This is a genomic window from Nonomuraea thailandensis, from assembly GCF_024172165.1.
Lineage (GTDB): Bacteria > Actinomycetota > Actinomycetes > Streptosporangiales > Streptosporangiaceae > Nonomuraea > Nonomuraea thailandensis.
Window position 1 is genome coordinate 11,445,476 of sequence record NZ_JAMZEB010000002.1, and the last position, 14,126, is coordinate 11,459,601.

General features: G+C 71.3%; 12 protein-coding genes. 4 read left to right on the forward strand and 8 right to left on the reverse strand.

The window, feature by feature from the left end; translation table 11 throughout:
• Nucleotides 1-41: 41 nt before the first annotated feature.
• Nucleotides 42-803, forward strand: coding sequence for an isoprenyl transferase (locus HD597_RS57340; RefSeq protein ID WP_253757079.1), 762 nt, complete (start codon nucleotides 42-44; stop codon nucleotides 801-803).
• Nucleotides 804-1,061: 258 nt separating this feature from the next.
• The gene (gene phoH2, locus HD597_RS57345) at nucleotides 1,062-2,330 is read left to right on the forward strand and encodes an RNA 5'-3' helicase PhoH2 (protein WP_308210990.1); all 1,269 of its coding nucleotides are present in this window, start codon (nucleotides 1,062-1,064) and stop codon (nucleotides 2,328-2,330) included.
• 3 nt (nucleotides 2,331-2,333) lie between these two features.
• Here the strand turns inward: phoH2 and HD597_RS57350 are convergent, their stop codons facing one another.
• Genes HD597_RS57350 through HD597_RS57360 form a run of 3 tightly spaced genes read right to left on the reverse strand, consistent with a single transcriptional unit; the run spans nucleotide 2,334 to nucleotide 4,929 of the window.
• Nucleotides 2,334-2,837: a hypothetical protein gene (locus HD597_RS57350; RefSeq protein WP_253757081.1), complete on the reverse strand. Its 504-nt coding sequence runs from the start codon at nucleotides 2,835-2,837 to the stop codon at nucleotides 2,334-2,336.
• The gene (locus HD597_RS57355; RefSeq protein WP_253757083.1) at nucleotides 2,834-4,246 is read right to left on the reverse strand and encodes an ATP-binding protein; all 1,413 of its coding nucleotides are present in this window, start codon (nucleotides 4,244-4,246) and stop codon (nucleotides 2,834-2,836) included. Before HD597_RS57355 ends, HD597_RS57350 begins: the two co-directional genes overlap by 4 nt.
• A gap of 8 nt (nucleotides 4,247-4,254) precedes the next feature.
• Nucleotides 4,255-4,929, reverse strand: a complete 675-nt coding sequence (locus HD597_RS57360; RefSeq protein WP_185100819.1) for a response regulator — start codon at nucleotides 4,927-4,929, stop codon at nucleotides 4,255-4,257.
• A 366-nt stretch (nucleotides 4,930-5,295) separates the two neighbouring features.
• On the opposite strand from HD597_RS57360, the gene HD597_RS57365 reads away from it, so the two are divergent.
• A complete protein-coding gene (locus HD597_RS57365) occupies nucleotides 5,296-5,910 on the forward strand; it encodes an aggregation-promoting factor C-terminal-like domain-containing protein (protein WP_465263869.1) in 615 nt (204 codons plus the stop codon).
• A 78-nt stretch (nucleotides 5,911-5,988) separates the two neighbouring features.
• The gene (locus tag HD597_RS57370; RefSeq protein WP_253757085.1) at nucleotides 5,989-7,986 is read left to right on the forward strand and encodes a glycosyltransferase family 2 protein; all 1,998 of its coding nucleotides are present in this window, start codon (nucleotides 5,989-5,991) and stop codon (nucleotides 7,984-7,986) included.
• Here the strand turns inward: HD597_RS57370 and HD597_RS57375 are convergent.
• The 5 genes from HD597_RS57375 to HD597_RS57395 are packed head-to-tail and all read right to left on the reverse strand — an operon-like array spanning nucleotide 7,976 to nucleotide 14,046.
• Nucleotides 7,976-9,121, reverse strand: coding sequence for an alpha/beta hydrolase family protein (locus HD597_RS57375; protein ID WP_253757087.1), 1,146 nt, complete (start codon nucleotides 9,119-9,121; stop codon nucleotides 7,976-7,978). The two genes, HD597_RS57370 and HD597_RS57375, sit on opposite strands and share 11 nt — an antisense overlap.
• On the reverse strand, nucleotides 9,122-10,123 hold the full coding sequence (locus tag HD597_RS57380) for an alpha/beta fold hydrolase (RefSeq protein WP_253757089.1): 1,002 nt from the start codon (nucleotides 10,121-10,123) through the stop codon (nucleotides 9,122-9,124).
• On the reverse strand, nucleotides 10,120-11,394 hold the full coding sequence (locus tag HD597_RS57385) for an MFS transporter (protein WP_253757091.1): 1,275 nt from the start codon (nucleotides 11,392-11,394) through the stop codon (nucleotides 10,120-10,122). Before HD597_RS57385 ends, HD597_RS57380 begins: the two co-directional genes overlap by 4 nt.
• A 31-nt stretch (nucleotides 11,395-11,425) precedes the next feature.
• Nucleotides 11,426-13,294, reverse strand: a complete 1,869-nt coding sequence (locus tag HD597_RS57390; RefSeq protein WP_253757093.1) for a helix-turn-helix domain-containing protein — start codon at nucleotides 13,292-13,294, stop codon at nucleotides 11,426-11,428.
• Nucleotides 13,294-14,046, reverse strand: a complete 753-nt coding sequence (locus HD597_RS57395) for a 3-hydroxybutyrate dehydrogenase (RefSeq protein WP_253757095.1) — start codon at nucleotides 14,044-14,046, stop codon at nucleotides 13,294-13,296. Before HD597_RS57395 ends, HD597_RS57390 begins: the two co-directional genes overlap by 1 nt.
• Between the last annotated feature and the right edge of the window lie 80 nt (nucleotides 14,047-14,126).

Consider the following 14,126-nt stretch of genomic DNA (forward strand, 5'->3'; position numbering starts at 1 on the left):
GAACGACCAATGGGGCATCAGCACCGCTGGGGAGGCACTCCGTGGGCCTGCGCGATCTGGTCTACCGGCTGTACGAACACCGGCTGGAGGCCAAGCTGTCGAAGGACAGCATCCCCCGGCATGTCGGGGTCATCATCGACGGCAACCGCCGCTGGGCGCGTGCCATGGGCATGCGTGACGTGTCCACGGGGCACCGCAAGGGCGCGGACAAGATCTCCGAGATGCTCGGCTGGTGCCGCGAGCTGGGCGTCGAGGTGGTCACGGTATGGATGTTGTCCAACGACAACCTCAACCGGCCGAGGGAAGAGCTGGAGCCGCTGCTGCGCATCATCGAGGACGTGACGCAGGAGCTGGTGGCCGAGGGCTGGCGGATCAGCCCGGTCGGCGCGCTCGATCTGCTACCGGACCGGACGGCTAATGTCCTAAAAAATGCAAAAGAAGCGTCATCACACCGTCCAGGCCTGATTGTGAACGTTGCAGTTGGGTATGGAGGAAGACGTGAGATTGCCGATGCGGTGCGCTCACTGCTCCAAGAACACGCGAGCAGGGGAGCGAGCATCGAGGACCTGGTCGAGGTACTCGATGTCGAGCACATCGCGGAGCATCTCTACACTCGCGGCCAACCCGACCCGGACCTCCTCATCCGGACGTCGGGCGAGCAGCGTCTGTCCGGCTTCATGCTCTGGCAGAGTGCTCACTCCGAGTTCTACTTCCACGAGGCCTACTGGCCGGACTTCCGCAGGGTGGACTTCCTTCGGGCGCTGCGCGATTACGCTGCGAGACATCGGCGTTACGGTTCCTGACACGACAATCGGGTATCCAGGACGTAACGTTGGAAGTGTCCGGTCACAGGTCGGACATTTCGGAGAGGTCCCGCCTTTGCACCAACACCTGCCGAGGGGGGCCGGACTCCGGCACCGACGGCAGTTCGCGGTCGGGGACGCGGGTCCGGTCCGATTCCCACCTCGTCTGCAGGGTGCCCGCACCAAGGGGCACCCGGGGGAGAACGTGTGGCAGTGTCCTCGAGCAACCCTACTCACCAGTCGGCCAAGCGCACGTACGTGCTGGACACCTCGGTCCTGCTAGCCGACCCGGCGGCGATGACCCGGTTCGCCGAGCACGACGTGGTCCTTCCGATCGTGGTCATCACGGAGCTGGAAGGCAAGCGGCACCACCCGGAGCTCGGCTACTTCGCCCGTAAGGCTCTGCGCTACCTGGACGACCTACGGGTCCAGTACGGCAGGCTGGACGAGGCGATGCCGACGGGGGACGGCACGATCAGGGTAGAGCTCAACCACAGCGATCCGTCCATCTTGCCCGTGGGCTTCCGCCTCGGCGACAACGACACGCGCATCCTCACCGTGGCCCGCTCGCTGGCCAGTGAGGGCTGCGACGTCGTGCTGGTCTCCAAGGACCTGCCGATGCGGGTCAAGGCCGCCTCGATCGGCCTGGCGGCCGAGGAGTACCGCGCCGAGCTGGTGCACGAGTCGGGCTGGACAGGGATGGCCGAGATCCAGGTCACCACGGACGACGTCGAGACCCTCTTCGAGTCGGGCACCGCCGACATGGAAGAGGCCAGGGACCTGCCCGCGCACACGGGCCTGCGCCTGCTGTCGGCCAAGGGCTCGGCGCTCGGCCGGGTGCAGCCCGACAAGTCGGTGCGGCTGGTCCGCGGCGACCGCGAGGTCTTCGGCCTGCACGGCCGCTCCGCCGAGCAGCGCATCGCGCTCGACCTGCTGATGGACCCGGAGATCGGCATCGTCTCGCTCGGCGGCCGGGCCGGCACCGGCAAGTCGGCGCTGGCGCTGTGCGCGGGCCTGGAGGCGGTCCTGGAGCGCCGCCAGCACCGCAAGGTGATCGTCTTCCGTCCCATCTACGCCGTGGGCGGCCAGGAGCTCGGCTACCTGCCCGGCAGCGAGGGCGAGAAGATGGGCCCGTGGGCCCAGGCGGTCTACGACACGCTCGGCGCGATCACCTCACCCGAGGTCATCGAGGAGGTGCTCGACCGGGGCATGCTGGAGGTGCTCCCGCTGACGCACATCCGCGGCCGGTCGCTGCACGACGCCTTCGTGATCGTGGACGAGGCCCAGTCGCTCGAACGCGGGGTGCTGCTGACCGTGCTGAGCCGGATCGGCGCCAACTCGCGGGTCGTGCTCACCCACGACGTGGCCCAGCGCGACAACCTGCGCGTCGGCCGGCACGACGGCGTGGTCGCGGTGGTGGAGAAGCTGAAGGGGCACCCGCTGTTCGCGCACGTCACGCTCACCAGGTCCGAGCGGTCCCCGATCGCCGCGCTGGTGACGGAGATGCTGGAGGACATCACCATGTGACGCTCACTTGAGCTCACCGCACGTGTGCCGCCCCTCGTCCCGCGGGGGGCGGCCCTCGCTCTCCCGTACGATCCGCACCACCTCGTACGCCGCGTCCTGCTGCGCGGTGCAGACGATCTGCGCCATGCCCAGCTTGGTCAGCGTGCCGTCGCCGCCGATGTAGACGGTCAGCGTCGAGGTGCGGGGGAGCTGGATCTCGTCGCGCTGCGGCGGGTTGATGGAGTTCCTGGTCCGCAGGTACGTGAACCCGCGCAACGCGGTGTCCCGGTCGCCCAGCGGGCGGGCCGAGGCCTCGAAGAGCGCGCCGAGCACGCTCTCCACGGTGTCGTCCTCGACGTCGGCCGGCTCCCGCGACAGCCTGCCGTTCTTGACCAGGTAGATCGTCTTGGTCGGCGGCGGGATCTTGACGGTGGGGGCGTCGCCCCTGTCCTGGACGTCGGTCGGCGAGATGCCGCAGGCCGTGGCGGCCAGCAGCAGGGCGGCGGCGATGCTCGTGATGGCCTTCATATGTGCGGCAGCCAGACGGTGAAGAGGGTTCCGGGGTGCTGGGCGCGTACGGAGATCGTGCCCCCGTGGAGCTGGACGTTGGCGCGGGCGATGGCCAGGCCCAGGCCGCTGCCGTGGCTGCGCGCCCGGCCCGCGCCGGCCTTGAAGAAGCGGTCGAAGACGTGCGGCAGCGCCTCGTGCGGGATGCCCCTGCCGTGGTCGCGCACCTTCACCTCCAGGCCGTTCTCGGTGGCCCTGGCCGTGACGACGACCGGGGGCAGGCCGTGCTTGAGCGCGTTGCCGACCAGGTTGGCCACGATGACGTCGAACCGGCTGGGGTCGAGGTTGGCGGTCAGGCCCTGGGAGGCGGTGACCGTGACCTGGTCGCTCCAGCCGCGCACCTCCAGGCAGTCCTGGATGGAGTCGGCCACGTTGACCGGCTCCAGGTTGAGCGTGGCCGTGCCGGCGTCGAAGCGGCTGATCTCGATGAGGTGCTCGACCAGCTCGCGCAGGCGCTCGATCTCCCTGAGCACCAGCCGCACGGCCTGGGCGGGCGCCTCCGGCAGGTGGTCGGCCTCGTCGGAGAGCATGTCGGCCACGGCCGTCATCGCGGTCAGCGGCGTGCGCAGCTCGTGCGAGACGTCGGCCACGAACCTGCGGGACATGGCCTCCAGCGAGCGCAGCTCCGACACGCTGAGCTCCAGCGCGGCCGCCGCGTCGTTGAAGCGGGCGGTGAGCCCGGCCAGCTCGTCGCGGCCGTGCACGGGCAGCCTGGTGTCCAGCTTGCCCTGCCCGAGCGCCTGGGCGGCGGCGCTCAGCCGGCGTACCGGCAGCAGGACCTGCCTGGCCGACAGCAGGGCCACGCCCAGGGCGCTCAGCACGATGACGAGGCCCGTCTGGGCCAGGGTGGTCCTGAGCGTGTCCAGCTGGCGCTCGTCGTCGCGCAGGGGGAAGAAGACGAACGCCTGGAGGCCGGTGGACTCGGGCCGGCCCGCGTTGTCGCGGTAGACCTCGGCGCCGACGATGAGGTAGAGCTCGCCGTCGATGAGCTTGCGCTGGGTGACGACGCTCTGCTTGGCCCTGCCGTGCAGCTCGTTGGGCACGTCGCTGAGCGACATGGGGCCCTCGGTGGCGACGAGGGTGCCGTACTCGACCAGGGCGCTGCGGCCGGGCCCGGCCAGCGCGTGGGCCACGCGGTCGAGCTCCCTGGTGGTGGGGGCGGCCTCGCCGGGCCTCAGCTTGCCGATCGGGAAGTCGATGGTGGCGAGCTCCTTGGTCACCAGGTCCAGCGAGGCGGCCTCGGTCCTGGTCAGGAGCGCGGTCTTGGCCAGCTCGTAGCCGATGGTGGCGACCAGCAGGGAGGCGGTGACGGCGACGAGGGTGAAGGTGAAGACCAGGCGGGTGCGCAGTCCTGTGGGGCGGGGGATCACGCGGCGGATCACGGAGGGCTGAACCGGTAGCCGAAGCCGCGCACGGTGTGGATGAAGACGGGCTCGGCCGGCTTGGGCTCGATCTTGGCGCGGATGCGCTGCACGCAGGCGTCCACCAGGCGGGAGTCCGCGATGTGCGTGTGGTCCCAGACGGCACGCAGCAGGTAGCGGCGGTTGAGCACCTGACCGGGGTGCCGGACGAGCTCCAGCAGCAGCCGCAGCTCCGTCGGGGTCAGGTGGATCTCCTTGCCTGCCAGCGTGACCTTGAGCGCGCCCCGGTCGATCACGAGGTCGCCGAACGTGATGCGGTCGGAGGCGGCGGACTCGGCGCGGCGCAGCACGGCGCGGATGCGGGCGTCCAGGACGCGCGGCTCGACCGGCTTGACCACGTAGTCGTCGGCGCCGGCCTCCAGCCCGACGACCACGTCCAGGTCGTCGCCGCGGGCCGTGAGGAGGATGACGGGGAGCTGGTCGAGCTTGCGCACGCGACGGCACACCTCGACGCCGTCGATGCCCGGGAGCATGACGTCGAGGATCGCGATCTCCGGGCGGCGGGCCCTGATGTGGTCGAGAGCCTCCTCACCCGTCGCGTACGACGTGACGGAGTGCCCCTGCCTGGTCAGAGCCAGCTCTAGAGCCGTGCGGACCGAGGGGTCGTCTTCTACGAGGAGGATGCCAGCCACGCGCACATTATTATTCCATGTCTCGATTACCCGGTATATGTCACCAAACTGTGACAAGGCATAGATGTGATCCGGAAGATGGGCCGCGACCCTGAAAGCGGCTTCCCTTCGGTCAACGGGCGCTCGAAGGGGAGCCGCCCACACTGTGACGAAAGTCACAATATTTCGGAAACGCGGGGCTAACCTGCTGCTTGGTGAAATTTACGTCAAGCGATTCCCGCGTTTCGGTTGCGGACCACCCCCCAGGACAGGGCAAGCTCATGCTTCGTGAGCCCCGGTCCGCAGTTGAGTGAGCGCCCCCCGAAGGAAGACCTCCCCTCGGCGCGCCGGCCTTCGCGCTTCACTCCCAAGCGCATCATCATCACCGTGCTCTCGCTGGTGATCGTTCTCGGTGGCGGCGGCTACACCGCCTACCGCGCCGTTCAGAACGCCAACGAGCCGCCGCAGACGCCCATGTCGCTCACCGACCTCGGCGCGCTCGCCGGCGGCGACCTGTACGCGCCCGACCCCGAGGCCGACCTGCTCAAGGCCGAGGCCGAGCAGGCCTACCGGGCCGACCAGCTCAAGAAGGAGCGCTCGGGCGCGGCCGGCAAGGGCCTCGACTGGGTGGTGCCCGAGCAGGCCCCCGCCGGCGACGGCTTCCCCGCCCAGAACTTCCCGCCCGGCAGCGACCCCTCGCCGGGCAGCAACAAGGCCACCGCCAAGGCGATGCTGGCCTCGTTCGGGTTCGGCGCCGACCAGTGGGGCTGCCTGGAGCGGCTCTGGCACAAGGAGAGCGGCTGGAACGAGCGGGCCATGAACCGCTACTCCGGCGCGTACGGCATCCCGCAGTCGCTGCCCGGCAGCAAGATGGCCAGCGCGGGCGCCGACTGGCAGACCAACGCCACCACCCAGATCAAGTGGGGCCTGGGCTACATCAAGGGCCGCTACGGCACGCCCTGCGCCGCCTGGGGCCACTCGCAGCGCGTCGGTTGGTATTAAGTCCGGAGCGGGTCAACTTTCCTTCCCCAATCGGCAAGCCGCCGCGCCCGATCCGGTATACGGGCGCACGCTGGCCGCATGGGTGTGAAGGTCAGTGTGATCATCAATGTCCACAATCCGGGTGACACCGCCGACGCGTGCGTCCGCTCCGCGCTGGAGCAGACGATGCCCCCGGACGAGTACGAAGTGATCGTCGTGGACGACGGCTCCACCGACGGGACCGCCGAGCGCCTGGACACCATCGCGGCCGTTCGCGGGAACGTCCGGGCCCTGCACCTGCCGTACACGGGCTCACCCTCGCGCGCCCGCAACGTCGGCCTGGCGGCGGCCGCCGGCGAGTACGTGTACTTCCTGGAGCCGGGCGACCGCCTGGAGCGGGACGCCGTCGAGCGCATGCACGACCGCGCCGTGGAGACCGACGCCGACGTGCTGGTCGGCCGCGTGGTCCGCGACTTCGGCCCGCCGATGACCGCCTTCGCGCGCAGCACCGGCCGGGCCGACATCCTGCGCGACCGCCTGCTCACCCTGCTGCACCCGCAGCAGCTCTACCGGCGGGCGTTCCTGGAGGAGCACGAGCTGGGCTTCTCCGTGCCGGGCAGCCGGATGGGGGAGCAGGCGTTCGTGCTGCGCGCCTTCCTCCAGGCCAAGGTCGTCGCGGTGCTGGCCGAGCACGTCTGCTGCCACCTCGGGGAGCGCCCCGGTGTCGAGGAGGAGCCGCGGGCCATCGTCAAGGAGCTGCACAAGCTGCTCGACGACATCGACACCTACGTGGGCGAGGGGCGCCAGCGCGACCGCATGTACGCGTACTGGCTGCGCTACGCCGTCCTGCGCCCGCTGCTGACCAGCAAGTTCGCCGACTCGTCCGTCGACCGGGGCATGCACTTCCGCGTCGTGCAGGAGCTCATGGAGCGGCGCTTCCCCGAGCACCTGGACCGCCACCTGCCGGTGCAGCTCCGCCTCGTGGCCGCGTACGTCCGCATGGGACGCCTGGACCAGATCGTGCTCATGGCGAACTCCACCAGGCGCGCCGGCCTGCGCGCCGACCTCACCGAGGTGCGCTGGGACGCCCACATCCTGGTGCTCGGGCTGACCGCCGAGGTGCTGGCGGGCGACGGCAGGCCGGACAAGTACCAGGTGGACGGCGACAGCCTGCACTGGATCCCCCCGCGCTCGCTGGAGACCAAGAAGCTGCCCCCCGAGGTCACCGACATCACCAGGGACGTCGAGCGGGCCCGCATCGAGCTCTACGTGCGCCACGCCGAGACGGGCGTCGTGCACTTCCTGCCGCTCACCCAGCGCGTCGAGCGCGTCCCCGCGGGCCGCCGCCGCGACAGGGTCCGCATCAAGGGCGAGACGCGGGTGGACATCACCACCGCGGCCCTGGGCGAGCCGCTGCGGCCGGGGGTGTGGGAGGTGCACGTGCGCATGTTCAGCGGGGCCAACCAGGCCAGGAGCCGCGTCAGCCACCCCGACGGCCCGCTCAACTGCCTCGGCGTGCTGGCCCAGCGGCCCAGGATGCGGCTGGTCGTGCCGTGCTGGAGCGACTCGGGCGAGCTGGGGCTGGCCATCGACCCGCGCTCGTTCTCCGAGTCGATCAAGCTGGTGTCGCCGGGCGTGACGGTCAAGCACCTCGGGCAGCACCTGTACGTCGTGCTGCCGGTGCCGTACGTGCCGCCGAGCGGCGGCCCGCCACTGGAGCTCGTCATGCGCAGCACCGGCAGGCGCGCCCGCGAGGTGAGCGCGCCCGCCCTGGTCGAGGCCGGGGTGCCGGGCAGGCTCGCCGGCCAGCTCGTGGCCAAGGTGCCGGTCAAGCGGTTGCTGCCCGGCGTCGAGCACTTCGGGCCGGGCAACTGGCTGTGCACGCTGCGCTCGCCTGACGAGGAGGTCGGGCTGCGGTTCGCGCTGGAGATGCGCAGGGGCAGGATCCAGGCCCGCCCAGCCGCCGCCGTGGACCCCGAGCGCCGCCTGCCCGTGGTCCGCGACACCGCGCTGCACCGGCTCTGCCGGAGGCTGCCCGGCGCGCGGCGCATCGTGCGCCTGGCGCGCGCGGGCAGGTACCGCTACCTCATGGACTGACCCAGCCCTCCAGCTCCTCGAAGGCGCTCCTGAAGGCCGGGAGCATCGGCCTGAGCCGGTCGGGGTAGAGGTCCACCAGGCTGTCGAGGTGGTTGCCGCCCTCGATCCGGTGGTAGCGGAACGGGCGGTGCGGGCCGACCATCTTCGCGTACACATCGGAGTCGCGCGAGATCGGCAGCAGCGTGTCCAGCGTGCCGTGCAGGGTGATCAGCGGCTTGGTGATCCTGCCGGTCAGCGCGATCCTGGCCACCGCGGCGTACGGCCTGCGCTCGTCGTAGTCGTAGTCCGCCGCGGCGCCCTGGTAGGACGGGTCCAGCTCCTTCTGGTAGAGCTGCTGGGTGAGCTCCCAGTAGTACTGCCGGTGGAACGGCCACAGGAACTCCGAGCCCGCCGCGAAGCCGGCCGCCCGCACCCCGGCCTCGTCCGGGTACGCCTTGAGCGCCGGCGGCAGGTAGTTCAGCAGGTTGTCGCCCTTGACCCGCCAGAGCGTGCCCTCCCAGTCCACGCCGCCGTCGTAGAGCCATCCGCGGTTCTCCAGCTGCCACCTCACCAGGTAGCCGCCGTTGGAGATGCCCGCGGCGAACGTGCGCTCGGGCTTCCTGCCGTACCGCTGCCTGACCACGGCCTTGGCGGCCACGGTGAGCTGGGTGACGCGGTGGTTCCACTCGGCGATGGCGTCGCCGGGGCGGCGGCCGTCCTCGTGGAAGTTCACGCCCACGTTGCCCTTGTCGGTGGAGGCGAACGCGTAGCCCTTCGACAGGACCCAGTCGGAGATCGTGTAGTCGTTGGCGTACTGCTCCCTGTTGCCGGGGGTGCCGGAGACGACCAGGCCGCCGTTCCACTTCTCGGGCAGCCTGATCACGAACTGGGAGTCGTGGTTCCAGCCGCGCGTGGCGTTGCCGGTGGAGGTGTCGGGGAAGTAGCCGTCGATCTGGAGGCCGGGCACGCCGGTGGGGTTGACCGTGGCGGCCGAGTGCAGCCCGGCCCAGTCCGCGGGGTCGGTGTGGCCGGTCAGCGCCGTGCCGGCCGTGGTCAGGTCGTCGAGCGCGGCGATCTCGGCGTGCTCGGCGCCCGGGACCGTGAGCTGGCTCGCGGGCGTCAGTAAGCTCGCCACGAGCGTGAGCGCGACCAGCATCTACGCCTCCTTCAGGTGCTCGGCCAGCAGGCGCTGGAACTCTCGCGGGTGCTCCAGGTGCGGGCTGTGGCCGCAGTCGTCCAGCACGGCCTCGCGGTATCTCCCGTACCGCTCCAGCACGGCCCTGGTCTGGCTCACCATCGGCTGGGCGGGGGTGCCGGGGGAGCCGGGCACGACCCCGAGCGCCCCCAGGTGGGCCAGGTCGAACAGCGAGGCGTCCGAGACGATCACGTCGTCGGCGCCCCTGATCCACAGGATCGGCGGCCTGTGGTCGATCTCGTGGAGGTCGTCGAGGCGGAAGTGGGTGGGCGCGATGGCGTTGAGCACGCCGGTCTTGCCCGGTGCCACGCCCGGCCAGGCGTCGGCGGTGGCGCCGTCGCCGGGGTAGTGGGCCTCGCCGACGCGGGTGGTGAGCATCGCGCGGACGTAGAAGTCCTCGTCGGGAACGGGGCGGTTGTTGACGTAGGCGGAGCGGAAGACGTTGCGCGGAGAGGTCGGCGACTCCTCCGACATGTCGCCCGACTGCAGCCGTGTCACGAAATCAGGGTTCGCGGCGCCCGCGCCCGATCCCGCGCCGTCCGGGTGCGTGAGCCGCCCCTCAGGGCCCTCCGTGCCGCCGAAGCCGTACGGGGAGATCGGGTTGACCAGCGTGACGCTCCTGACGGCGGCCGGGCGGTCGCGCAGCGCCTGCAGCACGATGCCGCCGCCCAGGCTCCAGCCCACCAGGTGGACCCGATCCAGGCCCAGCGCGTCCACCAGCTCGATCAGGTCGTCCGAGTAGTCGCGCAGGCCCCTCGTGGCGTCCACGGGCGCCGGGTCGGTGTCGCCGAACCCGCGCAGGTCCACCGCCAGCGGGCGGTACCCCTCGGGCAGCGCGGCCATGGCGTCGCGCCAGAACGCGGCGGAGGAGACGTTCCCGTGCACGAACAGCACGGGCTCGCCGGTGGTCCTGCCCTCGACGGTCAGGACGTGCTGGGTGAGCCTCGGCGTGGTGACCTTCATTTCGCGTAGATCCTTTCGGCCAGGTCGCTGCCCCGAGTCTCGCGGGCGGCGTAGACCGAGACCAGGGTGAGCAGCGCCGCCACCCCGAGGTAGGCCGAGATGGGCACGCTGCTGCCGAACTGCTGGAGCAGGGCCACCGCGATGATCGGGGCCAGCGCGCCCGCCACGATCGCCGAGAGCTGCGCGCCGATGGAGACGCCGGTGTAGCGGGTCCTGGTGCCGAACAGCTCGGAGAAGAAGGCCGCCTGCGGGCCGTACATCATGCCGTGGAAGAGCAGGCCGACCGTGACGGCCAGGGTGATGGCCAGGAAGTTGCCGGTGTCCACGAGCGGGAAGAACGCGAAGATCCACACGCCGATGCCGGCGGCGCCCGCCAGGTAGATCGGGCGGCGCCCGAACCGGTCGGACATCGCGCCCCACAGCGGGATCGTCACGAAGTGGATGCCCGAGGAGATCAGCACCGCGTTCAGCACGGTGGAGTTGTCGATCCCGGTCTGCTTGGCGTAGGTGATGACGAAGACGGTCAGCAGGTAGAACGAGATGTTCTCCGCCAGGCGGGCGCCGATCGCGACCAGCACGTCCTTGGAGTGGTGACGCAGCACCCCGACGATCGGGGCCCTGGCCTCCGGCGGAGCCTCCTTGAAGACCGGCGACTCGCTGATCGACAACCGGATCCAGAGCCCGATGAGCACCAGCACGCCCGACAGCAGGAACGGCACCCGCCACCCCCACGACAGGAACGCCTCCTCCGACTGCCAGGCGGCCAGCGCCGCCAGCACGCCGGTGGCCAGCAGGTTGCCGCCGGGGGCGCCCGCCTGCGGCCAGGAGGCCCAGAAGCCGCGCCGCGCCGTGTCGCCGTGTTCGGAGACGATCAGCACCGCGCCGCCCCACTCGCCGCCGAGCGCGAAGCCCTGCACGAGCCGCAGCGCCGTCAGCACCAGCGCCGCCGCCGGGCCCAGCGTCTCGTACGTCGGCAGGCAGCCGATCAGGAACGTCGCCGTGCCCATCATCAGCAGGCTGACGACCAGCAGCGTCTTGCGGCCGATCCGGTCGCCGAAGTGGCCGAAGACCAGGCCGCCGAGCGGGCGGGCGACGAACCCGACGGCGTAGGTGAGGAACGCCAGCAGCGTGCCGGTCAGCGGGTCGGACTCGGGGAAGAAGAGCTTGTTGAACACGAGGGCGGCTGCCGAGCCGTACAGGAAGAAGTCGTACCACTCGATGGTGGTGCCGATCAGGCTCGCGGCGACGATCTTCTTGATGGAAGTGGCCATGCCGGTCACCGTAGGTTGTGACCGGAGTCACTCATATAGCGTTCGGACCCATAGTGTCGGGCGTGTCTGTGTGGCCGAGCCGGTGCAAGCGGAGGGCGAGCTGGATCTCCAGTGCCCGCCCCGGCTCCAGCCAGCCCTCGCCGAGCAGCTTGCCGATGCGGTCGAGCCGCTGCGTGACGGTGTTGACGTGGATGTGCATGGTCTCGGCCGTGCGCGAGGGCGAGCCTCCGGTGCCGAAGTAGGCCGCCAGCGTGTCGGTCAGCGCGGTGCCCCTGCGGGCGTCGTAGTCGATGACCGCGCCGAGCGTCCTGCCGACGAAGCCGCGCACGTCGCGGCCGTCGCCGACGAGCAGCCCCACGAAGCCCAGCTCGCTCGCGCTCGCCCCGTCGCCGGCCCGCCCGAGCGCGATCAGCGACTCCGCGCACCTGCGGGCCTCCTGGTAGGCGGCGGCCACGTCCTCGGGCTCGCCCGCGCGTGCCGCGCCCGCCGTCGCCGGGCTCTGCAGCGACGACGTCAGCTCGCGGGCCACGCGCTGCGCCAGCCCTCCCGCGTCGTCGCCGGGCAGCAGCAGCACGACCTCGTCGCCCCGCCCCGCCGCCAGCCCGTGCCGCAGCGTGGCATGCGAGGAGGCCCAGAACGCCGCCCGCTCGCGCTGCCCCGAGTGCTTGGCGACCACCACCACGTGCGGCGCGCCCAGGTCCATGCCGAGCCGTCGCGCCCGGTCGGCCAGGCCGGGCGAGCCCGGCCGGGAGATCAGGTCGTCGAGCAGCTCGCCCCTGACCCGCCCCTCCGCCTCGGCCACGCTCCGGCGGAACAGCAGCAGCAGCGCGCACACCAGCGCCGCCCGCTCCAGGATGCGCTCGTCGGCGTCGTCGCTGCGCAGGATCAGCGTGCACAACGGCTCCCCGCCCACGTCCACGGACGCGATCAGCAGATCGCCCCTGCGCACGGTGCGCCCCAGCGCCCTGGACGCCTGCGCCGCCTCGAACACGCCCGCGTCCAGCTCGCCCACGTCACCGCTGATGGGCCGCCCCAGGTCGTTCAGCACGGCCAGCGAGCCGCCCAGCACGTCGGTCACCACGGCCGCCACGTCCTCGATGCCGCCGCCGCGCAGCACCAGCGAGGTCATCCGGTCGTGCGCCATGGCGGCCCGCTCCACGGCCTCGCCGTGCTCCCTGACGGTCCGGTGGGCGTGGGAGAGCTCCTCCAGCGCGTTCCTGGTCTCCTGCAGCAGCCTGGCGTTGTCGATCGCGACGGCGGCGTGCGCGGCCAGGCTGGCCAGCAGCGACACCTCCTCCTGGTGGAACGGCCTGGCGCTGCGGTTGGCCGCCATCAGCACGCCGATCACCCGCTGCCCCAGCCGCAGCGGCACGCCCAGGATGGCGACCAGGCCCTCCTCCTTGACGGCCTCGTCGATGTGCTCCTTGTGCCGGAACCTGGCGTCGGCGAAGTAGTCGGCCGTCGCGTACGGCACCGCCGTCTGCGCCACGAGCCCGCCCAGCCCCGCCCCCATGGCCAGCCGCAACGCCCGGAACTTGGCCGAGATCGACCCGTCCGTCACCCGCATGTAGGTGTCGCCCCGCTCGGGGTCGTGCAGCGTCATGTACGCGACGTCGGTGGCCAGGAGCTGCCTGGCCCGGTGCACGATGGCCTCCAGCACGGCGTCGAGGTCGCGCAGCGCCGCCAGGTCGCCGGCCGTGTCGTACAGCGCCGACAGCTCCGCCTCGCGCCTGGCCCGCCGTTTCAGCAGGTCGCGCACCTTGAGCGCCTCGACCTTGGCCCGCTCCAGCTCCTCGATCGCCGCCGGGTCCGCGCCTGCGGCCCTGGCCTGGATGATCGGGCCCTCGAACTCGACCGCGGACGCCTCCCTGGCCAGCAGCTCCAGGAACCGGATGCTCACTAGCGGGCCGTCCAGCCACCGTCCACCGGCAGCGACACGCCGGTGATGAACGCCCCGGCGGGGCCGCACAGGTAGGCGACCAGCTCGGCCACCTCCTCGGGCTCGATCAGGCGCTTGATCGCCGCGGGGGCCAGCATGACGTCCCGCACGACCTCGTCCTCGGGGATGCCGTGCACCTTGGCCTGGTCGGCGATCTGCGCCTCCACCAGCCCGGTGCGCACGTAGGCCGGGCAGACGCAGGTGGAGGTCACCCCGTGCGGGGCCCCCTCCAGCGCCACGACCTTGGAGAACCCCTCCAGCGCGTGCTTGGCCGTCGTGTACGCCGACTTGAACGGCGAGGCCCGCAGCCCGTGCACCGACGAGATGTTGACGAACCGCCCCCAGCCCCTGGCGTACATGCCGGGCAGCACCCGGCGCGCGATCAGGAACGGCGCCTCGACCATCACCCTGAGCATCGTGGCGAACACCTCGGGCGGGAACTCCTCGATCGGCGCCACGTGCTGGAACCCGGCGTTGTTCACCACGATGTCCACCGGCTCGTCGGGCAGCGCCGCCACGAAGCCGGGCTCGCTCAGATCGGCCACCACCGCGGCGCCGCCCACCTCGGCGGCCACCTTCTCGGCGGGCTCGGCCCGCAGGTCCACGACCAGCACCCTGGCCCCCGCCGCGGCCAGCCGCCGCGCGCACGCCGCCCCGATGCCGCCCCCGGCCCCCGTCACCAGCGCGGTGCGCCCCGTCAGCTCCTTCGCCATACCTCGCCACCCTAAGCGCTCACCCCGCCGCGCCGCATGGGCGCGGACGACATAGATGGATGGCTGCATATGTGGATCAA